At 64.3% G+C, this 25,482-nt stretch carries 20 protein-coding genes; 12 read left to right on the top strand and 8 right to left on the bottom strand.

Going from position 1 to position 25,482, the window contains the following annotated elements:
* Positions 1-36: 36 nt before the first annotated feature.
* A complete protein-coding gene (locus tag GTH33_RS01585; protein ID WP_338054370.1) occupies positions 37-1,869 on the bottom strand; it encodes an SLC13 family permease in 1,833 nt (610 codons plus the stop codon).
* Positions 1,870-1,894: 25 nt separating this feature from the next.
* Positions 1,895-2,275, bottom strand: a complete 381-nt coding sequence (locus GTH33_RS01580; protein ID WP_163956744.1) for a YidH family protein — start codon at positions 2,273-2,275, stop codon at positions 1,895-1,897.
* A gap of 156 nt (positions 2,276-2,431) precedes the next feature.
* Between GTH33_RS01580 and GTH33_RS01575 the strand changes: the two genes are divergently transcribed.
* From GTH33_RS01575 to GTH33_RS01540, 8 genes are all read left to right on the top strand, one after another.
* A complete protein-coding gene (locus tag GTH33_RS01575) occupies positions 2,432-3,340 on the top strand; it encodes a mechanosensitive ion channel family protein (RefSeq protein ID WP_163956743.1) in 909 nt (302 codons plus the stop codon).
* Between the two features lie 221 nt (positions 3,341-3,561).
* Positions 3,562-5,928 (top strand): membrane-bound PQQ-dependent dehydrogenase, glucose/quinate/shikimate family, encoded by a 2,367-nt coding sequence (locus GTH33_RS01570; RefSeq protein ID WP_163956742.1) that lies wholly within the window; start codon positions 3,562-3,564, stop codon positions 5,926-5,928.
* 616 nt (positions 5,929-6,544) lie between these two features.
* Entirely contained in the window at positions 6,545-7,603 is a 1,059-nt protein-coding gene (locus tag GTH33_RS01565; protein ID WP_163956741.1) for an endonuclease/exonuclease/phosphatase family protein, read from the top strand.
* A gap of 3 nt (positions 7,604-7,606) precedes the next feature.
* The gene (locus GTH33_RS01560; RefSeq protein ID WP_163956740.1) at positions 7,607-8,104 is read left to right on the top strand and encodes a DUF421 domain-containing protein; all 498 of its coding nucleotides are present in this window, start codon (positions 7,607-7,609) and stop codon (positions 8,102-8,104) included.
* 144 nt (positions 8,105-8,248) lie between these two features.
* Entirely contained in the window at positions 8,249-8,554 is a 306-nt protein-coding gene (locus tag GTH33_RS01555; protein ID WP_163956739.1) for a hypothetical protein, read from the top strand.
* 54 nt (positions 8,555-8,608) lie between these two features.
* Positions 8,609-10,015: a DUF2254 domain-containing protein gene (locus tag GTH33_RS01550; protein ID WP_163956738.1), complete on the top strand. Its 1,407-nt coding sequence runs from the start codon at positions 8,609-8,611 to the stop codon at positions 10,013-10,015.
* 9 nt (positions 10,016-10,024) lie between these two features.
* Entirely contained in the window at positions 10,025-10,996 is a 972-nt protein-coding gene (locus tag GTH33_RS01545; RefSeq protein ID WP_208404217.1) for a mechanosensitive ion channel family protein, read from the top strand.
* A 4-nt stretch (positions 10,997-11,000) separates the two neighbouring features.
* Positions 11,001-12,263 carry a cation:proton antiporter gene (locus GTH33_RS01540; protein ID WP_163956737.1) on the top strand — a complete coding sequence of 421 codons (1,263 nt, stop codon included), beginning with the start codon at positions 11,001-11,003 and terminating at the stop codon, positions 12,261-12,263.
* Positions 12,264-12,628: 365 nt separating this feature from the next.
* Here GTH33_RS01540 and GTH33_RS01535 read toward each other — a convergent pair whose 3' ends face one another.
* The gene (locus GTH33_RS01535) at positions 12,629-14,407 is read right to left on the bottom strand and encodes an SLC13 family permease (RefSeq protein WP_163956736.1); all 1,779 of its coding nucleotides are present in this window, start codon (positions 14,405-14,407) and stop codon (positions 12,629-12,631) included.
* Positions 14,408-14,696: 289 nt separating this feature from the next.
* On the opposite strand from GTH33_RS01535, the gene GTH33_RS01530 reads away from it, so the two are divergent.
* Entirely contained in the window at positions 14,697-16,379 is a 1,683-nt protein-coding gene (locus tag GTH33_RS01530; RefSeq protein ID WP_163956735.1) for a chloride channel protein, read from the top strand.
* 303 nt (positions 16,380-16,682) lie between these two features.
* Here GTH33_RS01530 and GTH33_RS01525 read toward each other — a convergent pair whose 3' ends face one another.
* Complete coding sequence (locus GTH33_RS01525) at positions 16,683-17,414, bottom strand: MauE/DoxX family redox-associated membrane protein (protein WP_166753224.1); 732 nt, start codon at positions 17,412-17,414, stop codon at positions 16,683-16,685.
* Positions 17,415-17,494: 80 nt separating this feature from the next.
* Here GTH33_RS01525 and GTH33_RS01520 point away from each other — a divergent pair, with 80 nt between their 5' ends.
* On the top strand, positions 17,495-17,926 hold the full coding sequence (locus GTH33_RS01520; RefSeq protein WP_163956789.1) for a MerR family transcriptional regulator: 432 nt from the start codon (positions 17,495-17,497) through the stop codon (positions 17,924-17,926).
* A gap of 288 nt (positions 17,927-18,214) precedes the next feature.
* Here the strand turns inward: GTH33_RS01520 and GTH33_RS01515 are convergent, their stop codons facing one another.
* Both GTH33_RS01515 and GTH33_RS01510 read right to left on the bottom strand, forming a co-directional pair.
* Positions 18,215-18,364: a hypothetical protein gene (locus tag GTH33_RS01515; RefSeq protein WP_163956734.1), complete on the bottom strand. Its 150-nt coding sequence runs from the start codon at positions 18,362-18,364 to the stop codon at positions 18,215-18,217.
* Between the two features lie 127 nt (positions 18,365-18,491).
* Positions 18,492-18,638, bottom strand: a complete 147-nt coding sequence (locus tag GTH33_RS01510; RefSeq protein WP_163956788.1) for a lmo0937 family membrane protein — start codon at positions 18,636-18,638, stop codon at positions 18,492-18,494.
* A gap of 658 nt (positions 18,639-19,296) precedes the next feature.
* On the opposite strand from GTH33_RS01510, the gene GTH33_RS01500 reads away from it, so the two are divergent.
* Both GTH33_RS01500 and GTH33_RS01495 read left to right on the top strand, forming a co-directional pair.
* On the top strand, positions 19,297-19,743 hold the full coding sequence (locus tag GTH33_RS01500; RefSeq protein WP_163956732.1) for a DUF2231 domain-containing protein: 447 nt from the start codon (positions 19,297-19,299) through the stop codon (positions 19,741-19,743).
* A complete protein-coding gene (locus GTH33_RS01495) occupies positions 19,740-21,053 on the top strand; it encodes a PQQ-dependent sugar dehydrogenase (RefSeq protein ID WP_163956731.1) in 1,314 nt (437 codons plus the stop codon). The genes GTH33_RS01500 and GTH33_RS01495 overlap by 4 nt, the downstream gene beginning before the upstream one ends.
* Before the next feature lie 89 nt (positions 21,054-21,142).
* On the opposite strand, the gene GTH33_RS01490 is transcribed toward GTH33_RS01495, so the two are convergent.
* Both GTH33_RS01490 and GTH33_RS01485 read right to left on the bottom strand, forming a co-directional pair.
* Complete coding sequence (locus tag GTH33_RS01490; RefSeq protein ID WP_243848467.1) at positions 21,143-22,396, bottom strand: site-specific integrase; 1,254 nt, start codon at positions 22,394-22,396, stop codon at positions 21,143-21,145.
* 206 nt (positions 22,397-22,602) lie between these two features.
* The gene (locus GTH33_RS01485; RefSeq protein WP_163956730.1) at positions 22,603-25,392 is read right to left on the bottom strand and encodes a PAS domain S-box protein; all 2,790 of its coding nucleotides are present in this window, start codon (positions 25,390-25,392) and stop codon (positions 22,603-22,605) included.
* Positions 25,393-25,482 lie beyond the last annotated feature (90 nt).

The following is a 25,482-nucleotide window of genomic DNA, read 5'->3' as shown; positions in this document are numbered from 1 at the left end:
ATCATTCGGGAGGCTCGGGATCAGCGAAAACATCGTTCAGTACAATCCATATTTGAAGACGAGCAAGGCGGACAAGGTGACGATCATGATGAGCACCAGCGGTATGCCGGTTCGTGTGTAATCGCCGAATTTATAGTCGCCAGCCGTCATGATCAGCATGTTCGTCTGGTAGGCGACGGGCGTCGCGTAGCAGAGGTTGCAGCCGAACAATACGGCGAGGACCAGAGGCTCGACCGGGATGGCGAGCTTCTCCGCCAGGCTGAAGGCAATGGGCGTGCCGACCGCCGCGGCGGTCGTGTTCGAGGCAAAGTTCGTCAGGATCGTCACGAACACCATGACCGCGGCGAGCGCGCCGCCCGCGGGCAGATGATGCAGCCCCAGCGCGATCAGCTGGCCAAGCCATTCGGCCGCACCGCTTTCCAGAATGACCCGGCCGATCGCGATACTGGCCGCGACGAGCACGATGACCTTGGCCGAGAGTGCGCGACCGACTTTGTCGAACCGCACGCATCCCGTGAGGAACATCAGGATAGCGCCGGCCAGAGCCGATATGGCGATCGGCAGCAGCCCGACGCTGGCCAGGCCAACGGAGCCGGCCATGATCGCGAGCGCCAGCGATGCCTTGGAGGTCCGCGGCACCTCTTTGGCACCGTCCAGCATCAGCAGGCTTTCGGAACGGGCAAGCGCTGTGATGTCGGCCATCGTGCCGGTCACAAGGAGGATGTCGCCCTCGCCTAAGGACGCGTCCGCTATCGTGTCGCCATGCCACGTCCAGGATGCCCGCGCATGATGGACGCCAAGGACCGCCACGTCGTGGGCATCGGCGAGGCCCGATGTCTCGATCCGTGTGCCGATGAGCGTCGAGTCGGCTCCGATCGACACTTCCACCACCGCCAGATCCTCACCGGTCCGACGGGACGCGGCCTGAACCCGGTTCAGCAAGGCGACCGGCGCGCTCGTTGCTCCAAGCACCCGCATCGCGTCCTCCAGAGCCTCATGTGGCGCGAGCACCGCAACACGATCGTCGACGACGGCGGGCATCTTGGAAGCACCGACGAGTTCAACCTGGGGCGCCGTACGTGCAAGGAACGTCGCAACCGTCTGTCCGAGCACCGGCGAGCGCGAGCCAAGTCGAAGCGATGCGTAGAAGCGGCGCGGTGCATGGCCGGTCTCTATTGAATTGTCGGGCAGCAGCCGCGGCATCACCAGCCAGATGAAGGGCAGGGCGACCAGCGCGGCGATGACGACCAGCGGCGTGAAGTAGAAGACGCCCATCGGCCGCATGCCGAGGTCGGTCGCGATGGAGACGACCAGAAGATTGGTGGAGGTCCCGATCGTGGTCGACATACCGCCGATCAGGACCGCGCTGTTGATCGGGATGAGCGTGCGCGAAGCAGCCATGCCGCCCCGCGACGCCAGCGCAACCATGATCGGCAACAGCAGGACGAGAACGGGCGTGTCGTTGACCATCATGCTCATCAGCATCGCCAGCACGAGCGTGGTGAGGAAGCCAATAGGGCGATTGAAGCGCCACAAACGGGTCAGCAGACGCGCCGCCGGATCGAGCGCGCCGGTTGCCACCAGTCCTCGCCCCATCACCATCAACGCACAGATTGTTATCAGGGCGTAATGACCAAAGCCTTCGAAGGCGAGCTTCAAACCATCCGTAGGCCGCTCACCCGGCAGCGGAAAGGAGTAGAGGCCAAGCGCGATGACGCTGATCGTCAGCAGCGAGATGATCTCGACCTTCAGGCGCCCCGAGGCGAAACCGTAGAACATCGCCACCGTGACCAGCATGGCCGCGATCGCATGGGGGGAGGGTGAATCAATCATCGCCCCGCACCATCCTTGAGGCAGGCTTCGCGCCACGTGCTGCACCGTCGCTGCTCGTCGGTCATGTCAACTGCCAGATTGCAACGATGAGCGCGACCGCACCGATCGAAATCGCGGCCGCCATGACCCTGAAATTGATGGTGGTCACGCCGTTGACGTGATGCGCCGTCAGCCGTTCGTGCAGACCACGGGCGCGCCGTTCCGCTGCGATCACGAGGAAAATGCCGAGCAGGATGAACAGCGTGGCAATCGACTTTGCCACCCACGTTGGCTCGACCGGTTTGAACAACGCGCTAAAGCCAAGGCCAATGCCGATGCAGGCCGTGGCTGTGCGAGCCCAGCCGCTGAATGTCCGCTCATTGGCCAGCAACGTGCGATCTTCCGCGAGATCGGTACGATCCTCGGCGAGGTCGGTTCGAGCGATTTTGTCCTCATTCGGCATGGCTCTTCATGAAAGATGTCGCCAAGCTCGGCAAACGCCTTTCCAAATTCACGCATGCGTCAGGCAGCTACTGTCCCGTAGCGCATCGTACGCGTTGCACCGATACGCTCGATCGATCCTTTGCATCTTGCCGGCGGAAAGGGGTATCATCGCCACATGGATATCGTCGCCATCCTCGTCCGCCGTATCCGTGACATGGGCACCGAGTTCGTTCGCATTCTCCCGCAACTCGGGATCGCGCTGCTGCTGCTCGTAGCCACCTTCTTCGTCGCAAAGTCGGCGCGGCGTATCGCCGAGCGCCTGCTTTCGCATACCGATCTGCGCGGCAGCCTGGTCAATTTGGTCGAAACGCTGGTGGGCGTGACGATCTGGGTTCTGGGCATATTGATCGCCATGTCGATCGTCTTGCCCGGCGTGACGCCTGCCAACATCCTCGCGGTGCTCGGCCTCGGCTCGGTGGCGGTCGGCTTCGCATTCAAGGATATTTTCGAGAACTTTCTCGCGGGCGTGCTCATCATGCTTCGCAAGCAGATGCGGATCGGGGATTTTATCCGTTGCCAGGATGTCGAGGGACGGATCGAGATGATCAGCCTTCGCGACACCCATCTGCGTCATCTGAGCAACGAACTCGTCGTCGTGCCGAACGCCTATCTGTTCAAGAACCCCGTCGAGGTCGTCACGCAAAGCCAGCAGCGACGTCACGAGGTCGAGGTCGGCGTTGCCTATGACGTCGACTTGGACGCTGCCCGGAAAGTCATTCATGATGCGGTCGCTGCGGCCGAGCATGTGCAGGATGACCGCCCGGTCGAAGTCTATGCCAAGGAGTTTGGTGATAGCTCGATCAACTTCCTCATACGCTGGTGGGCGGGTTCAAAGCCGGTCGACGCGCATCTATCACGCGACGAAGTGGTGCGTGCGATCAAGCGGGCACTGGATGATGCCGGGATGGAAATCCCGTTCCCTTACCGCACGCTGACGTTCAAGGAATCTTTGTCGATCATGCGACCGGGGCAGGGAGGGCAGGCACGAGCGGCCACTGGCGAGCCGCCAACCAAAGCTGGTTGATCGTCCGCATCGGGCATTCCTTCACGGCTTGAGTTCCGGAGCCGGCTGTTTGAGCGTTAGTCGCGTGACTGAAGGTGATCTCGCAGGCCAAGGCTTCGCGCAGTCGGTCCGTGATCTCGTTTGGAAAAGCTCTGGGTCGGCGTAGGGGCGAGAAGGTCGACCGACCTGAAACTTCATTGCTTCCAAGCGTTGAGCGAGCAACGTTTCGAAAGGGAACAGCAATGGCTCGGCTCTACCGACTGGCGATCGCGTGGTGCGTGGCTGTCCTCGGTGGCTTTTTCGCGGTCGCCGGCGGCGTTCTTATTTCGCTGGGTGGATCACCCTATTATGTGGTCGCAGGCATCGCGATGGTCGTCAGCGGCGCGTTGCTCGGGCGTCGCCCCCAGCTTGGGCGGTGGCTGTTCCTCGCCATCTGGGTCGGCACGGTCCTCTGGGCGATTTGGGAGGTCGGTTTCGATGGTCTGCAACTTGTGCCGCGTCTGGTCGCGCCGACCGTCCTGTTGCTACTGGTATTGCTGACCGGATGGACTGCGCGCTCGTGGCGCTCGCCCGCCCACGCCGCGCCCGCCGCCGTCGCGGTGCTGCTCGCGCTCAGCGTTGGCGGCATGCTTCTTGACGGTGAGGGGGCGGAGGCGCAGGGAGCGGCCCGTGCGGCAGCGATCCCGCCCGCGCCAACGGGAGAGGCTGACGGCGACTGGCGCGACTATGGGGGGACCCTGTCGGGACGACGCTATTCGACGCTCGCCGACATTACGCCACAGAACGTCGGCCGCCTCGAGCTCGCCTGGACGCAGCGCACCGGCGACCTGCCGGTCGCGGCCGAGACGCAGGAGCACAAGCGCGAATATCATTCCGAGGCGACGCCGATCCATATCGGCGACACGCTCTACACCTGCACGCCGCATTCCTTCGTCCAGGCGATCGACGCCACCACCGGCAAGACCAAGTGGAGCTGGCACGAGGATGCGCCGATCGCCGGCAACAATTATCTGGTCTGCCGCGGCGTCACCTATTTCGAGGCGCCGGCGGGGACGCCGTGCCCGCACCGCATCTTCGCGCCGACCTTCAACGCGCGTCTGGTGGCGCTCGACGCCGACAGCGGGCGGCCCTGCCCGAGCTTCGCGCAGGGCGGCGCGATCGACCTGCGCGCCAATATGGGGACGTCGAAGCCCTCGGATCAGATCGGCACCACGCCGCCGGTCGTCGTCAACAACCGGCTGATCATCGGCGAGCGGATCATCGACAACGTCAACCGCGACATTCCGTCGGGCGTGGTGCGCGCCTATGATCCGGTGTCGGGCGCGCCGGTCTGGGCGTGGGACGTCGGCCGCTCGCCGGACGCGATCGCGCCGCTGCCCGCGGGGCAGACCTATACGCGCGGCACGCCCAACGTCTGGGGCGCGATCACCGCCGATGCCGCCAACGGCCTCGTCTACCTCGGCACGGGCAATGCCTCGCCCGATTACTGGATCGGCTCTCGCCGGCCATTCGACGATCGGTTCGGCTCGTCGATCGTCGCGCTCGACGTCGCGACCGGCAAGCTGCGCTGGACGCGGCAGCTCGTCCATCGCGACATGTGGGACATGGACCTGCCGATCGGCCCGTCGCTGTTCGACTATCGCGCGCCCAATGGGCAGGTGATCCCGGCGCTGATCCAGACGACGAAGATGGGGCAGGTGTTCTTCCTCAACCGCCTAACCGGCGCGCCGATCGCCGCGATCACCGAACGGCCGGTACGCACCGACGGCGCGACGCCGGGCGTGCGCGTCTCGCCGACCCAGCCCTTCTCGACCGGCATGCCGAGCTTCACCCCGCCGGCGCCGACCGAGGTCGCCACCTGGGGGGCGACGCCGATCGATCAACTCTTCTGCCGGATCGACATCCGGCGGGCGCAGGGCACGGGCATCTATCAGCCGATGGGGCTGAAGCCGATCATCGGCCATCCCGCCTTCGACGGTGTCACCGATTGGGGCGGCGCGGCGGTCGATCCGGTGCGCGGGGTAATGACGGTTAACACGATGGAGATGCCGTTCAAGCTGTGGCTGATGCGCCGCGACGATCCGCGCGTAGCCGGACTGATGAAGCAGAAGCAGGGCGGCGAGAACGCGATGCAGGCGCAGCTGCAGACGCAATACAACACGCCCTATGTCGCGGTAGTAAAGGCGTGGGTCGGCATCTTCGGTGCGCCCTGCGTCGCGCCGCCTTGGGGTCACCTGACCGCGGTCGACCTCGGCACGCGCAAGGTGCTTTGGAAGAAGGTGCTAGGGACGGCGCGTGATACCGGGCTGTTCGGATCGCATCTGGGTGTGCCGATCAAGACGGGCGTTCCTAACCTCGGCGGCTCGATCATCACCGCGGGCGGGCTTGCCTTCATCGGCGCAACGACCGACCAATATCTGCGCGCCTTTGATCTCACTACCGGCAAGGTGGTGTGGAAAGCGCGGCTGCCGGCGGGCGCGCAGGCAACCCCGATGACCTATCGCGGGCGTGACGGGCGACAATATGTCGTCATTACCGCAGGCGGACACGGCGCGCTCGGAACACGGTATGGGGATTACACCCTGGCCTATGCCCTTCCCAGAAGCTGACGCCTCTTGGCGTCTGGTCGCGGATATTCCGCCATCATCAAAGATGATGGCGGTTCGAGGGTGGAAGTCTGGAGACATCACCACGAATCATCGCAACCGGAAAACAATAGATTCCGAACCCACGCCACATCGCGCCAACGGCCCCGGCGTCACCCGACAGAGGCCGGCTGGCCCCGTGCACGCGCAACCCACAGGCTTGCCAATTTTAAGACGGAGATACACGAAACCTTTCGGTTCACTTAACTGACTTGCCGTTTTCAAAAACCACTACGCAAGTTAGTCAAAAGATCGACGCCTCGAACCTTGTTAGAACACATAGCGGTTGGCAGTGCGGTCGCAGCCCGGCTCTCTGTTTGTTTACCGACGCTGCGGTACGGGCGCGTGCGCCGCGTGGCGTGATGCAGGACAATGCTCGAGCATATCGACCCGGTCGCAAAGATTGTGTTCGGCAATCGCAAGGCGTTTGGCAAAGCTGGGGAGACGCCAATGGCATCGACGGCCAAAGCGGCTTTGCGCTGACATCAGCCAATCCAGGCACTGCCGCTCATGCCGATGCGATTATGACCGTCATCGTCATTATTGCTTCGTCTGACGGCAGGATCCTGTAGGCTGGGGCATGCGCAGCGTCAGCACCTTGATTTTCTCCGCGCTGGCGCTGGTCCTGCTGGCGGCCACGCTCATCAGTCTGATCCATTCCGACCTATGGTGGGTTCGGGTGCTCGATTTTCCGCGGATGCTGACGCTGATCGCAATCGGTGTCCTCGCCACGGGTACCGCCATTTTTGTGCGAGGACGTCCGGGGACCGGTGTCATTGCAATCCTGGCGCTTGCCGCAGCGCTACAGGCATGGCGTGTGTATCCCTACTTCTGGTTCGCGCCCGTCGAGGTCGAGGACAGGGAAGAGGTGGATGCCGGGGCAAGAGCATCGTGTTTCACCGTGCTTGGGCTCAACGTCTACCAGCACAACCGTGACTATGCGGCGACGCAGCGGCTGATCGACCGGCTGAAGCCGGATATCCTGCTCCTGATGGAAACCGACCGGCGCTGGGTCGATGCGCTGGCGCCGCAGCTGTCCCGCTACCGATCGCGGGTGTTGCGCCCTCTCGACAACACCTATGGCATGGTGTTCGCGACCAATCTGCCGGTGCGCTCGGCCGGGACGCAGAACATCACGGATCAGGATACGCCGACGTTGTACGCTCGTCTCGCGACACGGGACGGCAAGCCATTCGACTATATCGGCCTGCATCCCCGTCCGCCGGTTCCAGGTCAGGACACGGACCTGCGCGATCGCAAGATCGAACATGCCGCGCTGGCAGTCGGCGACAGTGAGGTTCCCAGGATGGCGATGGGCGATTTCAACGACGTCGCGTGGTCGCGCACGACCCGGCTTTTCAAGCATGTCGGCGGCTTTATCGATCCTCGGATCGGCCGCGGCAATTACCCGAGCTTTCCTGCCGACTATGCAGCGTTGGGCTGGCCGCTCGACCAGCTTTTCATCTCGCCCGCCTTCACCTTCCGCGATCTGCACATTCTCGAAAATGTCGGCTCCGACCATCGCCCGCTTGGGGCCACGCTCTGCCTCATTGGCGATCCGGCACGGCGGCAGAATGCCTCTCCCGACGTGATGACGCCGGAGACGCGTCGCGCGGCACAATCCATGACGAGGCACTAGACAATGTTTACCGGTAGTCTCTTCGGCCTGGTCCGCATCCTCATCGTGGGGCCGCTCGCCTACCTGTCGCTGATCGCGGTGCTGCGCGTGAGCGGCAAGCGCACACTCGCCAAGATGAACGCGTTCGACTTCGTCGTGACGGTCGCGCTTGGGTCGACGCTGGCCACCGTGCTGTTATCGAAGGACGTCCCCCTGGACGAAGGCGTGCTCGCCTTCGTCATCCTGGCGGCGCTCCAGTTCGTTATCGCCTGGATTGCGCAGCGCGTGTCGCCGGTTGAGGCGGCGATCAAGTCCTCGCCAAGAACACTGCTTTGCGATGGGCAATTTGATGAAGCAGCCCTGCTCGACGAGCGCGTGACACGCGACGAGGTAGCGGCTGCGGTGCGCAAGAGTGGGGGAGGCGATCTTGGCCGCATCGCTGCGGTCGTACTCGAGACGGATGGCAGCATCAGCGTCATCGCAACCTCAGCCGCAGGCGACCGCTCTGCATTCCCCCGCTGATTTTGCCGCTCAAACACAAGTCTTTCGCTGAACATCGTTACGTCGGAGGAACAGGACCGATCGCCCTCCCGTTTAAACAACCCCGACAATCGGTCGCGGCGCGTCGCGGATCATTTTGCGGCGCCTCATAATTGGAGATGCGACTTGAAAACACGTTCCGCCATCCTGCTCGCCGCCACGGTGCTGTCGCTCGCTGCATGCAATAAGAGCCCGTCCGACAAGCTCGCCGGCCGCGTCGAGAATGCGGCGGACAACCGTGCCGATGCGATGGAAGCGAATGCGGACGCGCTGCGCAATCAGGCAGCGGTGCTCGACAATCGGGCCGACAAGGCGCGCGACACGGCTGAGTCCCGCGCCGACGCAATCGAGGCCGCTGATATGAACGTCGCCGCCATGAGCCAGGAACGGCGCGATGCGATCGTCGCCAACCAGGCAGCCGCCGTCCGCTGACCCCCTAGCGTTCGGCCGACGCGATCGGCCGGGCCATCCATAAGGTATTTGCCGATGAAAGCCGGCCTGCTTCGTCTCGCCGACTATCTCGGCTCCAGCTACTGGTTCGTGCCGACGATCATGGCGATTGGGGCGGTACTGCTCGCGATCGGCATGGTGACGCTCGACGCCGCGGTCGGCTCCTCCTGGATGGGCGGGTATGCCTGGGTGTATGCCTCGCACCCTGACGGCGCGCGACAGGTGCTGTCGTCGGTCGGCGGATCGATGATCACCGTCGCGGGTACCGTCTTCTCGGTCACGATCGCAGCGGTGGTCTATGCCTCGGGTCAGTACGGACCGCGGCTGCTCACCAACTTCATGCGCGACCGCGGCAACCAGGTGACGCTCGGCACCTTCATCGCGACGTTCCTCTACTGCCTGCTGGTGCTGCGCACGATCCGCTCGGCGGAGGAATCGGGCGGCTATGGCTTCGTGCCCAATCTGGCGTTGCTGGTCGGGGTCCTGCTGGCGCTCTGCTCGATCGCGGTGCTGATCTTTTTCATTCACCACGTCCCGTCGAAGATACATATCAACAGCGTCATCGAGGATGTCGGCGATCGGCTGCTGCGCGGGATCGATGACCGCTTCCCCCGCTTCATCGGCGAGGCGCCAGACGATCATGCCGCGACCGCAGATAAGCTGCCCGCGACCTTCCGCGACCATGCCTCGCCCGCAGTCGGGGCGGACCGCTTTGTCGTGAAGGCGAAGGACACCGGCTACATCCAGTTTCTCGACGATGAGACGGTGATGCGCGTCGCTCAGGAGAATGAGCTGGTATTGCGCCTCCAATACCAGCCCGGCGACTTCGTCCATGTCGGCCGGGCGCTGGTGGAAGCCTGGCCGCCGGGGCGATGCGACGACAAGTGCGCCGATGCGCTTCGCGATGCCGTCGCGATCGGATCACGCCGTTCCGCGTTGCAGGACCTGCGATTTCTGGTCGACGAGCTGGTCGAAATCGCGGCGCGGGCCCTCTCGCCCGGCGTCAACGATCCCTTCACCGCCGTCACCTGTCTCGACTGGTTGAGTGCGGCGCTGTCCGATCTCGCCGGGCGATCGCTTCCGTCGCACCTGCGGGTGGACGACGACGGTGCGCTCAGGGTCATCGCCCACCCGGTCACCTTCGCCTCGCTGATGGACCGCTCGTTCGGTGCGCTCGCGCAATATTGTGCGCCGGACATGGTAGCGGCGCTGCGCTACCTCAACGCGCTCGGCGAGGTGTCGCTGGACTGCGATGAGCCCGATCGTTTGGCAACGATCCGCTCCTACGCCGACAAGCTCGAAGAGCTGGCGAACGAGGGACTGAAGGGCTTCAACCTGCGCCGCGTTCGGGATCGAGCCGATGAGCTGCGCGCAGCGCTGGCCGAGCCAGACTACAAGCGTCGCCTGCGCGACGGAACCGCCTGGCTCGCCGGCACGGCCTGAGGGATCATCATGGACACACCATCGGCCAACGCCATCCATCCGTCCGAGATCTGGGCGACCGTCAACGGCATGGCAAACGGCTTTCTTGCCATGCTGCCGCTCTTGATCGCCGGCGTCGTCGTCTTTCTCATCTTCTGGGGCATCGCCTCGGGCGTACGGCGCGGCGTTGAGGCGTTCGCCGCGAAGCGATCCGAGTTCCCTAGCGCCGGGATGGCCTTCGGCCGGCTCGCCTATATCGGGCTAATGCTGCTCGGCGCGCTGATCGCGGCGACTGTCGCGTTCCCCTCCGTCACCCCCGCCAAGCTCTTCTCCGCGCTCGGCATCGGCGGTGTCGCGATCGGCTTCGCGTTCAAGGACATCTTCCAGAACCTGCTCGCCGGCATCCTGCTCCTGATCCGCCATCCCTTTCGCGCCGGGGACGAGATCACCACCGGGGGCGGTTTTACCGGCACGGTGGAATCGATCGAGACGCGCGCGACCTACATCCGCACCTATGACGGCCAGCGCGTGATCGTCCCCAACAGCGTCATCTACACTGAGACGGTCACCGTCATCACCGCCTACGATCTGCTCCGCTCCGAATACGACGTCGGCATCGGCTACGGCGACGACGTGTCGAAGGCACGCGCAATCGCCCTGGAGGCGGTGAAGGGTGTCGAGGGCGTGCTGGCCGATCCCGCGCCCGACGTGCTGCTGTGGGACCTTGCCGGATCGTCCAAGAACCTGCGCCTGCGGTGGTGGACCAAGCCCAAGCGGTCGGGCGTCGTGCAGGTGCGCGATCGCGTGCTTCAGGCCGTCGCCGAGGCGCTGGCAGGTGCCGGCATCGATCTGCCCTTCCCGACGACGCAGGTGCTGTTCCACGATCAAACAGAGGCAAGCGACGGCGATCGTCGTCGCCAGCGCGAGGGCTGGCCGGCAGGCGACGACGTGCCCGAGCCGCGTCCACTTAACGCGGTGACCATCGCGCGCGCAAAGGACTGATCGATTGCTCACACCGTTCGACGCCGCGGCCGTTCTCATCGTGCTCGCCGCGGTGCTTGGTTATTTCAACCATCGCGTCCTCAAGCTGCCGTCCTCGATCGGGCTGACGATCATGGGGGCGGTCGCCTCGCTGATCGTTGTTGGGCTGGACCGGCTGCTGCCAGGTAGCGAGGTCGGCGATCAGGTCGTCGGGTTCATCGCCGGCATCGATTTCCACACCACCCTCATGGACGGCATGCTCTCGTTCCTGCTGTTCGCGGGCGCTCTGCACGTCAAATGGGACCATATGCGCGAGGGGCGCTGGCCGATCGCGGTGCTGAGCACGGTCGGCGTGGTGCTTTCGACCGCCATCATCGGCCTGGGCTTTCACGTGATCGCCGGGTGGCTGGGTCTTACCGTGCCGATCATCTGGTGCCTGGTGTTCGGCGCGCTCATCAGCCCGACCGATCCAGTCGCGGTCATGGGCATCCTTGGCCGTGCCGAGGTATCGCCGACGTTGAAGGCGACGGTCGCGGGCGAGAGCCTGTTCAACGACGGCGTCGGCGTCGTCGTATTCGCGATCCTGCTCGAGGCCGCGCTAGGCACCGAGCCACTGTCCATCGGCCATGCCGGCACCTTGTTCCTGCAAGAGGCCGGCGGTGGGGTGCTGCTGGGCCTCGGGGCGGGCTGGCTTGGTTACCGTGCGATGCGGACGATCGACGAGTACAATGTCGAGGTGATGATCAGCCTCGCGGTCGTCATGGGCGGCTATGCGCTTGCCAGCCAGCTTCACGTCAGCGGTCCTGTCGCGATGGCGGTGGCGGGTTTGCTGATCGGCAACAAGGGCGTGGCCGATGCAATGAGTGACGTGACCCGCGATTACCTGCTTAAATTCTGGGCACTGATCGACGACATCCTCAATGCCGTGCTCTTCCTGCTCATCGGGCTTGAGGTGGTGACAATCCCGTGGGACCCACGCCTGATCGTACTCGGGCTCGCGGCCATACCACTGGTGCTCCTTGCCCGGGGCATCGCGGTGGTCGCGCCATTGACGGTCCTGAGGCCGATTTTGTCGCTCGGCCGCCTTGCGCCAGTGACGTTGATCTGGGGTGGCCTGCGCGGTGGCATCTCGGTGGCGCTGGCACTCGGGCTACCGGATGGGCCAGCGCGGTCGATCGCGCTCGCGGCGACGTACATCGTCGTCCTGTTCTCTGTCATCGTACAAGGTGGATCGATCGAACGCGTCCTCGCGCGCGCTAGGGGAGCCGACGTGTCAACGGCCGATTAAGGTTTCGCGTCTCAAAAGCAGCGTTTCGAACACCCAGTTGCGTGCCCAGCGCCGGCGCGACGACGGTGCAAACTTGGATGCTATCAAAAAATCGGTGCGCCGCTGGACCGGCGTCGCGCAGCCGCTGAGACGAGCAGGAATGACCATATGCCGCGCGGGCACGGTGAAAGTAGCCACGCTGGTCGGCGCCGAGCGCGAGCCACGGTTCTATCAAATCCTGCGGCTGCTGCGGAGCAGGCCGACCGGTACTAGGTCGCCCTCGTTGCGTCGGGTGCGGTTGCTTTGCCAACAAATTTCGGTGCGATGAGGCTCTCTATCACTGCGCACGGTGAAATTGTGACGCGACCGCAACTGCCTCGGCGCACTTACCCTGCCAGCGGCCAGATGAATGCGATCAGGGGCACGCCGAGCAAAATCACCATGAGCGACAGCGGCGCGCCCAGCCGCGCGTAATCGCCGAACCGGTATCCCCCCGGCCCCATGACCAAGGTGTTGCACTGGTGGCCGACGGGGGTGAGGAAATCGCATCCCGCGCCGGTCGCCACCGCCATCAGGAACGGATCGGGATTGAGGTGTAGCCGCTGCGCCACCATCACCGCGATCGGCCCAAGCACCAGCACGGTCGGCGCGTTGTGCAGGAACGGCGCTGCCGCCATCGCCACCACCAGCAAAGTACCCAGAACCAGGATCGGTGCGATGCCCGTCAGGATCTGCGCCAGCCCCGCCGCGATCAGCGCGGTGCCGCCGGTATGCTGCACCGCCTCGCTGATCGGGGTCAGTGCGCCAATCAGGATGAGGACCTCGGGCTCAAGCGCGCCGTATGCCTCGCGGATCGGCAGCGCACCGATCACCACGATCAGGACCGCCGCGCCGAAGAAGCCGGCCACTACCGGCACGATCCCCATCGCGATCAAAGCGATCGCGACCACGACGATCGCGATCGGCCCGTAGCGCTTGCGCGGGTTGCCGAGCGACACCGCGCGATCGGCCAGCGGCAGTAGCGACAGTGATTTCAGAAAGTCCGGCAGCGCGTTCTCGCCAGCTTGCACCAGCAGCACGTCGCCCGCGCGGATCGTGATCTCGCGTAGTCGTTCGGTGATCCGCTCGTTGCTACGCCCGACGGCGAGCAGCTTGACGCCATAGTCGTCCTGCAACCGCGCGCGCCTCGCGGTCTTGCCGATCAGCGGCGAATCTGGCTGCACAACCGCCTCGATCGAGCGGACCTCCTCGTTCGGCTGGTCCTTCTCGACATCCTTGTCTGCGCGCACCTCGTGCAGCGGCAGCCGGTCGAATGCCTTGGCGAGCGCCGCATCCGCCCCACGCAATACGAGCACCTCGCCCGGCACGAGGGGCGCCCCAAGCGACGCATCGCGCCGTTCGCCGTTTGAGCCGACGATCCCCGCCACGACGACGTGTTCCTTGTCGAGATCGAGGTCGGCGATCGTCTTGAGATCATCGGGCAGATCGTCGGGTACGGTCGCCTCGGTAGAAAAGACCGCATCGGCATTGCTTTCGCCCAGATCCTCGCGCCCCTGCCGGTCACGCGGCAGGATGCGCCAAGCGACGCTGAGGAAGGCGAGACCGAGCAGGGTCAGAGACAGTCCGACCGGGGCGAAATCGAACATGCGGAACGGCTTGCCCAGCGTCTGCTCGCGTACCTGGCTGACGATGATGTTGGTCGAGGTGCCGACCAGCGTCGACAGCCCCGCGATCAGCGAAATGAACGACATCGGCATCAGCAACGCGGAAACAGAGCTGCCCTCCTGCCGTCCGATTTTGATCGCGGTCGGCATTAGGATAGTCAGCGCGCCGACGTTTTTGGTGACGATCGACAGCAGTGCGGTCGCCGCGGTCATCGCCGGGACCTGCGTGGTGAGCGTCTTCAACTTGCGCAGCCCCGGCGCAAGCGTCGCCTCGACCACGCCCGAACGCGCAATCCCCGCGCTGATGACGAGCGCCGCGGCGATGATCACGACGACGTCGCTGGTGAAGCCGGTGAAAGCGTCCTTCACCGGCACGATCCCGATGGCGATCGCCACAAGTAGCGCGACAAGCGATACGAGGTCGTAGCGGAATCGGCCGGTGGCGAACGTCACCACGGTGACGCCGATCAGCGCGAAGGACAGGATTTGCGGCAATGTCACGCTCGTTCGGCCCTCTCGTCGAACACCGTCGCGTGCTCGGCCAACCGGATATCAGGTTGCAGTGCGCTCGCCATTGCTGATTCGGCTGCCCGGCCAATCATTCGGTGCACAAGGCCTTCGTTTGGCGCAAATATTTGGGCGCGATACGTCGCAATGCCTTTGCGTGATCGTGTGCCACTAGTCCGCTGTCTGGTCAGGACGTAGGGAGGGCAGACCTTCGATAAGGCGACTGATCCTGCAAGCTTTCGCGTTCATCAAATGGATCCGCCGCCGCGTCCGCGCGAGCGAGATGGCGTTCATCGTGCTGGCGACACTCGTCGGGGCGGGGGCAGGTCTGTTCAGCGTGTTCCAAGGCGCGATCGCGCGCACGCTGCAGCATGTTCTGTTCGACCTACCAGCAGACGGCCGGCTAAGTGCGCTGCCGTTGCTGCCGATCGCCACGCTGATCGTACTGCCGATCGGCGGCATCGTGCTCGCAACATTTTCCTGGGCAACGCGAGCGCGCAAGCGGCGGCTGGTCGATGCGGTCGAGGCCAATGCGCTCCACGGCGGCAGGATGTCGGCGCCTGATAGCCTGGTGATTTCGGGGCAGACGATGCTGTCGAACGGCTTTGGCGCGTCGGTCGGACTGGAGGCCGCCTATGCGCAGCTAGGTGGCGCAATCGGCTCGGTCGTGGGGCGCCTGTTCAATCTGCGCCGCGCCGATATGCGAAACCTGGTCGGTGCGGGTACCGGAGCAGCGATCGCCGCGGCGTTCGGCGCGCCGCTCGCCGGTGCGTTCTACGCGTTCGAGATCGTCATCGGCGCGTACACGCCGACCGCACTCGCGCCCGTCGTCGCCGCCGCATTGGCTGGGACACTGGTCGCGCAACTACTCGGCATCCAGCCCTATCTCATCGACGCGGTCGCGACCTTCCCGCACGAGACACACCATTTCCTGATCTATGCCGGCCTCGGCGCGATCTGCGCGGGGATCGGCATCGCGCTGATGCGTGCCGTCGCCTTCGTCGAAAGCGCCACGCGGCGCACGCGGCTGCCCGACTGGGCGCGCCCGGCGATCGGCGGCGCGCTGCTGATCCCGATCGCGCTGGTGTCACCGCAGGCGCTGTCGGCGGGGCATGGCGCGCTCCACGCCGACCTCGCGCTGGGCGCGCCGCTGGCTTTCATCGCGACGATCTTCCTCGCGAAATGCGCGGCGTCGATCGTCTCGCTTGGCTTCGGGTTTCGCGGCGGGCTGTTTTTCGCATCGCTCTTCCTCGGAACGCTGGTGGGACATCTGTTCGCCGGTGGGCTAGCCGCCGCGGTCGGCCACGACGTGATCGATCCGCGCAACGCCGCGCTGGTCGGGATGGCGGCCCTCGCGGTGGCGGTGGTCGGCGGGCCGATGACGATGGCGATGCTCGTGCTGGAGGCGACGCAGGATTTCGCTCTCACCGGCGCGGTGCTCGCGGCCGCGCTGGTGTCGTCGACGATCGTGCGCGAGACGTTCGGTTACAGCTTCTCGACCTGGCGGCTGCATTTGCGTGGCGAGACGATCAAGAGCGCGCGGGACGTCGGCTGGGTCAAGACACTCACCGCGGGCCGGATGATGCGCCGCGACGCCAAGCCGATCCCTGCCGCGACGACGATCGCCGCCTTCCGCCGCCGCGTGCCGCTCGGCGCGACGAGCCGCACCGTCCTGGTCGATGCGGACGAGCGTTATGCCGGCATTGTCCAGACCCCTACGGCGCACGGCGAGGGTTTCGATCCGGGCGCGCCAGTCGCGGAGATTGCGGTGAATGCCGATGCGGCGCTCGCACCGACGATGGATATCGCTGAGGTCATGCGCCGATTTGACGCCTCGGGCGCGGATGAATTGGCCGTGCTCGACGACGATCGCCGCGTGCTCGGCATCCTGTCGGAAACGTTCGTGCGCCGCCGCTACGCCGAGGAACTGGAAAAGGCGCAGCGCGACCTGTTCGGCGAGCGCTGATCACTGAACCTTCGCCCGACGGGATGCGGTCTGTCCGGCGCCGTCGGATCCCATGCACCGACTGATAGTGGAAACCCAGGGCGCTTCAATGCGTCGCCGGCGCACGCCCGCATCACCGTGTCGGCACCTCGGCTCCCGGCCCCACGTGATCCAGCTGGTGGTGCTGATGTACGTGAGGTTTCGCTTGTCGCTGCGGAACCTAGAAGTCCTGAAAGATGAGGCCAAACATCACGAGTGTCGACGCCGCGATCATCGCGGCATAGCGGCGATATCCTTGCACAACCCGTTTAGTCGTCGTCCCGATCAACGCACGAGCATCCACAGCGCCATGCCGACCATGAATAGGTTTTCGGTGAGCGATACGAACCCAAGCGGGACGGTGGTCGCTCCGCCAACGCAGGCGCATTTGAGCTCGCGCTTGTCGACATAGACCGCCTTCACGACTGACACCGCGCCCACTCCACCAATGAACAGCGCCACCGGCACGGATACCCAGCGCAGTGCATCTGCGGTCATCAATACGCCCGCCAGCGCCTCGCCGAAGGGGTAAAGATAGGCATAGGGCACCCAACGGCGGCCAAGCAGGTCGTAATTCAGGAACATCGTGGAGAAGCGCTCCACGTCCTGAAGCTTGAGGATCGCCAGCACGCACATCGACAGGCTGACGAACCACATCACCGCCTGCGTCGTGAACGGTGTGCCGAGCGCGGCGGCACTGGCAGCCAAGGCCATCAGCGCCGTCATAGCGAACACCGCGACGACGGGCCGGTAGCTGGTCTCGTCCTTGGCCGGCACATGGCCGCCGAAGAAGCGGGTGAGATCGTCGTTGCCGCCGATCCGCTCGCTTCCGATGAATGTTTGCGGCGTGGTCTTCACGCCGTGCCGGGCCATGAAGGCGTCAGTCTCCTCTCGCGTGCGCAGCCAGTGGTCGTCAACCGTGTAGCCGTGCCGTTCGAGCTGCCATTTGGATTTGAGGCCGAACGGGCAGACATGGCTGGGCATCACCATACGGTACAGCGTCGCGGTCTTGGTCATGGGTCGCTCTCCTGCTGGCGCATCGGCCAATTCGGCCCATATGGGTCCGTACCATGGTACGGAGACAAGTGTTGGCGGACATGACTATTTCCGGACTGGCGCGGGCGGGGGGCGTTGGGGTGGAGACGATCCGCTATTACCAGCGACGCGGGCTGCTGAGCGCTCCGCCAGCAAACTCGGGGCCGGGCAGCCGCGGTGCGGTCAGGCGCTACGGCGCCGCGGATGTCAGGCAGCTATCCTTTATACGATCGGCCAAGGCAGCGGGCTTTTCGCTTGATGAAGTCGCAGAGTTGCTGCGGCTCGACGGGGAGCAAGATCGCCCGGCGGTGCGGGCATTGGCGCGGCAGCGTCTTGCGCAACTCGATGGTTTGCTGAGCGAACTTGGCGCAGCCCGTGCGTGGCTGGCGCAGTTGGAGGATGACTGCTCGACAGGAACGGCTGGGCCATGTCCGATCCTGTCCGCCTTCGGGGACACGCGTCGTCGACCGTCTGACGGCCCCACCGATCGGTAGGATCAATGTCTCACGTCGAGCAACGCGGTCGAAGGGAGGAGGGGCAGCACCTGCTTTGTGAGAACACAAGCCCGTCGTCCCTCTGTCCTTGGCGATCTCAGGCGCTGATGGTGTTTCTATCCCTGGCTCACAGCCAACACTGCGCCGGTTTCCATGTGGCGAGCCCCGGATCGACGAGATCACCATCTGCGACCCTGACCTATACGACTTGGCATTATTCTGATCGCATATTTTTTTGCCATCATCAGGTTAGCAAAGTTGATGTCCAGCATCGGCATGCCAGGTAATTTAGTCTTTTTCGTCTTCTTTCCGAACCCGCGTCACGCCGGTCTTGCCGTCGATGACATGCTCTTCTTCCGCCTGGGTCGCGATATCGCGTTGCAGCGTGCCCCCCGATCGTCCGGCCTGGGTAGGCGTCGGCTCGATCGCTTCGATCATGTCGCGATCATCGTGGCGGCGTGCGGTATCGGTTCGATCGTTCGTGTCGCTCATCATCTTCACCTCGTGAGTCAGTCACGCGGCATGCCGCGTGACCGGAATATGTTTGCGCATGCTCCGTCGATCGTTAGCCTCTACGGCCGGTCACGAGCTGATAGACGATGACGATCACGGCAACCACGATCAGGATGTGAATGAGGCCACCGGCGACATGGAAAACAACGAAGCCGAGTAGCCACAGAATCAACAGAATGACGGCAAGGGTCCAAAGCATCGATTGTAGTCCTCTTTTTATAGCTGACGCTCGGCACAAAAATAGAACGGCGTTGCCGTCATAACGATCGAAGACCATCGATGTGTTCCGACATGCCCATGAATCGATGTCAAAATCATCGGCTTTCGCAACCCCGCCGCGCTGGCACGCGACCGGGTCGGTCCTCGGGATCACCGAAGTCTGAAGTCTCAGGCGATCATGGCCAGCATGGCGAAGCGCGGAGCATGTCGCAGCCCCCGAATTCCTTCCAACGCGATCGCGCCGGATTACCCGCAGCGCGGCCACGCCGTTCGGCTCGGGCTTACATTCTACTCGGCGGACAAATTGCCTCGGTATCAAGGTGGTCCTTTCGCATCGAGCACGGCAGCGACGACGGTGCCCCCCTAGCGCCACATGGCCGTGTTCCTTCCCTGCACTGGTGGCAGGCCGGGCGGCGAAGCGCGTGATCGGGTCACGGCGTTTCTCGACGAGAACGGCAAGGCGCTCGGTTGCCCCGTCGGCCCGGTAGATCGCCCGAAAGGATTGCTTTCGACGCTGTCGGTCAAGATCACAACGAGGGTGGCAAAGGACACGAAGACCTGTGCTGCGTGGAACGCAACATCGCGCAGGGCGTAGTTAGAAAGGCCCACGCAATGGCGCGTCGCGGCCCGGAGGCCCTATGCCGACCCCATCCTCCCGGCCAATCGTCAGCGCGGTGCATCCGCTTCATGTGCTGCTTGCAGCCTATCCGATCGCCTTCTTCAGTGGCGCCTTCGTCACCGACATCGTCTACCTGAATACCGCGGTGATGATGTGGGCCAATTTCTCCGTCTGGCTGATCACCGGTGGCCTTGTGATGGGCGTGGCAGCCGCGGTCGTTGGCATGGCCGAGGCGCTTTTGTCCAAGAACAAGTCTACCTTGCGTCCGGGATGGATTCACTCCGCCGGCAACGCGCTCGTCCTGGCGTTGTCCTTGTGGAACGCCTTCGTACATAGCCGTGATGCCTGGACGTCGGTGGTTCCGACGGGGATCATCCTGTCGGGGACTGTGACGGTGCTGGTCATCGTCGTAAACTGGTTGGGGACGGCTCGCACCGTTCGCCAGCTGACGGGGGACGTACGATGAGCCGCGCACCCGGCATTGGCGCCTCGCTGCTGGCGGTGGCGGTCGCGACCCTGCTTGCAGGCTGCGGACAGGATCCCGCCCCTGCCTCGACCCAGATCGGCGCAAATCCGCCCTTGCCCGCGCAGCAGCAATATCTGTTGCCGCCGATGAAGGTCGCCCCGGTGTCGAGCTGGCAGCCGAACGAGACACCGACCGTTCCCGCCGGGTTGAAGATCGCCGCGCTTGCGACCGGGCTCGAACACCCGCGCCAACCCTATGTGTTGCCCAACGGCGACATCCTCGTCGTCGAAGCAAACGGACCCGGCTACGAACCGATCACGCGCCCGAAGGACCTGATCATGGGATGGGTCCAGAACTATGCCGGGGCAGGCGCGAAGGGCGGCAATCGCATCACCCTGCTCCGGGATACGGACGGCGACGGCAAACCCGAACTTCGATCGGTGTTGCTTGACCATCTCGTCTCCCCGTTCGGTGTCGCTCTGGTCGGCAACGACCTGTATGTCGCAAATACCGACGCGATCGTTCGCTATCCGTATGTCACCGGCCAAACCAGGATCACGGCACGCGGCCAGGTGCTGACCGAGCTGCCCGGCGGCCCGATCGATCATCACTGGACCAAGAGCCTGCTGGCCAGTCCCGATGGGTCGAAGCTCTATGTCGGGATCGGCTCGAACAGCAACATCACCGAAAACGGGATCGGCGCGGAACGCGAGCGTGCGGCGGTCTGGGAAGTCGATCGAGCAAGCGGCGCGCATCGCATTTTCGCAAGCGGGCTGCGCAATCCCAACGGCCTGTCCTGGGAGCCAACGACCAACAGGCTATGGGTCGTCGTCAACGAGCGCGACGAGATCGGGCCCAATCTCGTTCCCGACTATCTGACGTCGGTAAAGGACGGCGGCTTCTATGGCTGGCCCTATAGCTATTACGGCCAACACGTGGACCCGCGGGTCATGCCGCAGCGCCCCGATCTCGTTGCCAAGGCGATCGCGCCTGACTACGCGCTGAGCAGCCATGTCGCGCCGCTCGGGCTGGCGTTCTATACGGCGGGCAAATTGCCCGGCTATCAGGGCGGGGCCTTTGTCGCCGAGCATGGCAGCTGGGACCGCGCGCCTTTCAACGGCTACAAGGTCGTCTACATCCCCTTCAGCGGTGGCAGGCCCGCCGGCAAGGCGCGCGATGTCCTAACCGCGTTTCTCAATACGGAGGGCAAAGCGCGCGGCCGTCCCGTCGGTCTTGCGGTCGATCGCACGGGTGGACTGCTCGTCGCCGACGACCTCGGCAATACATTGTGGCGGGTGACCGCCAGATAAGAGTCACCACGAATAATAGCGGTCGCGTTTCCGACGGAGTGTCAGGCGAGCGCGATGCCTTTTACGTGTAGATGGCGAGGATATCTCGACTAGAGAAATTTGTCACCCGCATGGTCGCGGAACAGTTCAAAGTTACGAACATATTCGCCAACCATTTCGAGCGACTTGTGACGGCTATGCTCTTTCATCCGGAAGGGATTGGCGCCTTGCCGGCCGGCTTCGGTGAGGAACCCGGCGCGCAGCGAATGCCCGGAGAACAGCGCCGGGTCATAGCCGGCCGCGGCCGCGCGCGCCTTGACCACCAGCGCCACACCGCGATCGCTCATCGGTTTTGCCGTCAGCCGCCCTTGCGGGGTCATTTTGCGGAACAGCGGTCCCTCAGTGATTGCAGCAGCCTCGATCCAGGCACGCAGCAAGGCGACGGCGGCAATCCGCGGCCGGTCCGGGATCACGACGAGTTCGCCCTGGCCCAGCTGGTCACCTTTCGAAAAGGGCACGAGGATCTCGAGCCCCGCCGGGACGAACGTCACGTCCGACAGCTGCAAGGCGACGAGCTCCGATCGCCGGAACGCGCCGCCCATGCCGATCGCGAGCAGCGCGCGGTCACGAACGCTGCGGATCTCGTCACCGGGGATCGCGCGCAGCATGTCGCGCAGGATGTCGCCATCGGCGGCATGCTTCTTGGTCGGACGGTCCTGGCGCTTGTCGCGCCTTATCCCGCGCAGCGTCCGATCAAGCACGGCGGCTCCGACCTGTTCGGTCGGCGCGATGAGATTGGCCGCCCGGTGCGCGAACACGATCGCGGCCAGCCGGCGCCCGATCGTCGAGCGCGCAATGCCGCTATCGGCCTCCTCGGCGAGGAACGCCGCGACCGCGGCAGGCGCGGCGGGGAGCGCGGGCAGCGATCGCGCCTCGCACCAGGCAACGAAGATCCGCCAGTCGGATGTGTAGGCGCGCTTGGTCGCGTCCGCCGAGGCTTTCCCGACATAGCGCTCGACCCGCTCGGCATCGTCGAGGCTTAGGCCCGGCAGCGCGGGCGCCATCTGCTCGACAACGACGAGGCCCGTCGGTTGCGGCGTTGGCGGCGCGGGATCGGCGTCCTCGTTCGCATCGGCCGTGGCCGTGAGCGCATCGGCGACAGGTGGTGCGGCAGGTGGGCGGGCTGACCGGCGTTTGGGGTTAGAATGAGGAGCGCGCGCCATCGCCGGTTCGTACCGGGCGCCCTTCCCCCGCGCCAGATTCTTTTTTCCGAGAATATCAGTTATCGGAAAAAAGAATCTGCTGTTGGTCGCGTAGAACGTCGGGTGCCTGTTCGACATTTCTGCCGATTTTTCGTCGGGCAACGGCCAACCGCATTGTCTGGCGATCGATAGAGTTAGCGCTCGCGACGACGGCGCACGGCCGCTTTCCGATCCGGGCGGCATTATTGCCCAAGCAATTCGCCAAGGCGCTTGCCAGGACCGGCGGTTTCCGAGACAAACGGCGTCACCGCGATCGTCTGATGATCATGATCGTGGCAGGTTCCTCAGTGCCTAACACAAAGCCCGGGTCAGTTGCGGGTGGAAACCCTAGCTAGAACACGGCCCAGCTCTTCCAGCGAATAGGGCTTTTGCAGGAGTTCGAAGGCGTGACTATCCTGCTCGGCCAGCACGCTGCTGTAGCCGCTGGTCAGAACGACGGGGATATGCGGCAGTCGCCGTTCAATCTCCTGGGCAAGCTCGATACCCGACATGCCTGGCATGACGACGTCGGAGAAGACGAGGTCGTAGCCCGCACCATCGCGACCAAGTTCGACCAAGGCGCTTGTCGCATCGACAGCGAGGTGAGTCTTGTAGCCGAGTTCCGTCAACGCCTGGGTGGCGAAATCACCGACCTCGCTATTGTCTTCAACGACCAGAATGCAGGCGCCTTGTGGCAGCGGCGCCAGAGCGTCGCTGAAGGCAGTGGCGAGGCGCTCTTCCTCCAGGGCCTTTGGTAGATACAAGGTAAAGGTGGACCCCAGGCCAGGCTCGCTTCGCACCAGCACGTCGCCGCTTGACTGCTTGGCGAAGCCGAACACCTGGCTTAGCCCGAGGCCGGTGCCGTGCCCCACGCCTTTGGTGGTGAAGAACGGCTCGAAGATGCGGTCAATCTGGTCGGCCGCAATCCCCGAACCTGTGTCGGTAATGGAGACGGCGACGAACTGCCCGGGCACGGCCGCGTGGGATCGCGCCGGCGGGATCGCGCTCGCTTCCTCGACTTTGATCGTCAGCGTGCCCTCGCCCGACATCGCGTCGCGCGCGTTGACGGCCATGTTGACGATGGCCGTGTCAAATTGGCTGCGATCGACCCTTACGAGCAGTGGAGCATCGCCGGCTTGCAAATCGATCGTAACGCGCGAGCCCGTCAGCGTGTCGAGCATTTCTCGCAGACCAGAGATGCTCCGGGCCCCATCGAATGTCTCGGCCTTCAACGTTTGCCGGCGCGCGAAAGCGAGCAGCTGGCTGGTCAATCGCGTCGCCCGGTCGGTGGTATCGGAGATGGCGTCCAGATATCTTTCCCGCTTCTCTTCCGACAGCGCCGGTCGGCGCAACAGATCGATCGATCCCCGGATGACGGTGAGCAGGTTATTGAAATCATGCGCCACGCCGCCGGTGAGCTGGCCGACCGCCTCCACCTTCTGGCTTTGGCGGAGCTGCTCCTCGGTTTCGAGCAGCGCCGCGTCCCGCTCCTTCTGCTCGGTGACATCGCGGGCGACGCAGTAGAGAAGCCCGCCGAGCGGTACGGCCGACCATGACAGGCACCGATAGTCGCCAGCGGTGGTGCGAAAACGGTTCTCGAAGAACATGCTGGTATGGCCCGAGGCGAGCTTGGTGACCTCCTTGCGTGTCCTCAGATGGTCGTCCGGATGCTCCAGCCATGCCGAAGTCTGCCCGATGAAGGCCTTTTCCGGCCAGCCAAGCGTCTCGGACCAGGCAGGATTAACACTGAGCCAGACACCGTCGGTGTTCGCCACCCCGAGCATGTCGCGACTGACCTGCCACACCCTGTCCCGCTCCTGCGTACGGTCTTCGACCTGCTGTTGCAGCGTCGTATTGAGTTCCAGCAAGCTCTGTTCCGCGCGGCGTCGTTCGACCGCGACCCGCGTTCGATCCGCAACATCGCGGACGATGGCGATGTCGTTTGGCGTCCACACATGCGGGCTGGCGACGTTGAGGTAGAGCATGGCGACCAATTCGCCGTGCTCGATGATCGGGAGATTGAGCAAAGAGACCGCGCCGACGGCCTTGAGGGCTTCTGCGGTCGCCGCGGTCCTCGCATCCTTGGCTGTATCGTCGATTGCGACCAGCCGCCCTGCCTTCAGATCATCGATGAAGGTGCCGAAGTCGCGATACCGATGCGTTCCTGCAAGCGTTTGCACGCCATCAGCGTTCCAGTCGCGCTCGATCCTGATGTTTTCCGCATCGCGATCCACCTCGCCGTAGCCGGCCCGGCTTGCACCCAGCAATTCGCCGAGGACCTGAGCCGAGGCAAAGGCGATCTCCCCCGGATCGACGAGATTGCGGATACGCTCGTCGAGTGCGAGAAGTGCGTCGCGCCGGGCGGCATCGTTGCGGCGCTCTGTCACGTCGAAGAACAGGCACCCGAACCGCTCACCGCCGAGCGTGAACACGCGGCCCTCATACCAGCGCGACCAGACACCGACTTCGCGTAAGAAGCTGAGCGGCTCGCCCGTCTCGACGACATCGGAAAATTCCGTGATCCACGCGTCTTCGATGCCAGGAATGATCTCACGAATGGTGCGTCCCAGCGCTTGCTCGCGCGTACTACCGGTCATGCGCTCCCAGGCCGGATTCACCTCGAGATAGCGCCAATCGATCGCACGTCCAGCGGCGTCACGCACGACCTCGCCGATCAACAGTCCCTCGACCAGGCGCTCGAACGTCCCTCGCCACGTTTCCTCGCTGGCGCGGACCCGGTCGGTTTCGATCCGCGCGGCTGTTCGGTCCCGCAGGATTTTGAGGAACCCGATATGCTTATCGCCGTCGAAAAGAGGCGCCATCCGGCCACTGGCCCAGAAGCGGGAGCCGTCGGCGCGCATATGCCACCGCTCATCCTCCGCACTGCCGTTGACAAGGGCAAGCGCCATCTCAACTGACGGGCGGCCACCAGCACGATCCTGTGGCGTGAAAATGCGATCGATCGGTTCGCCCAGCATGTCCGCCGCAAGCCAACCTAAGGTATTCTCGGCGCCTTTGTTCCAGTCGGTAACGAGTGCGTTGAGGTCCGTGGCGATGATCGCGAAGTCAGTCGCGCTATCGAGAATTGCGGCGTGACGGGTTGCAGCGGGAATGGGCATGACTGGTTCTAGCTACCCTCCAAGGGTCTGTCATCGTTTGCTCTTACGCTGGAAAGCGGCGTGACGCGTTGCGCTCCAGCCGTGCCTTGC

Origin of the sequence: Sphingomonas insulae, from assembly GCF_010450875.1 — a bacterium.
In the GTDB taxonomy this organism is placed as follows: Bacteria; Pseudomonadota; Alphaproteobacteria; order Sphingomonadales; family Sphingomonadaceae; genus Sphingomonas; species Sphingomonas insulae.
This window is presented reverse-complemented; position numbering and strand designations above follow the sequence as displayed.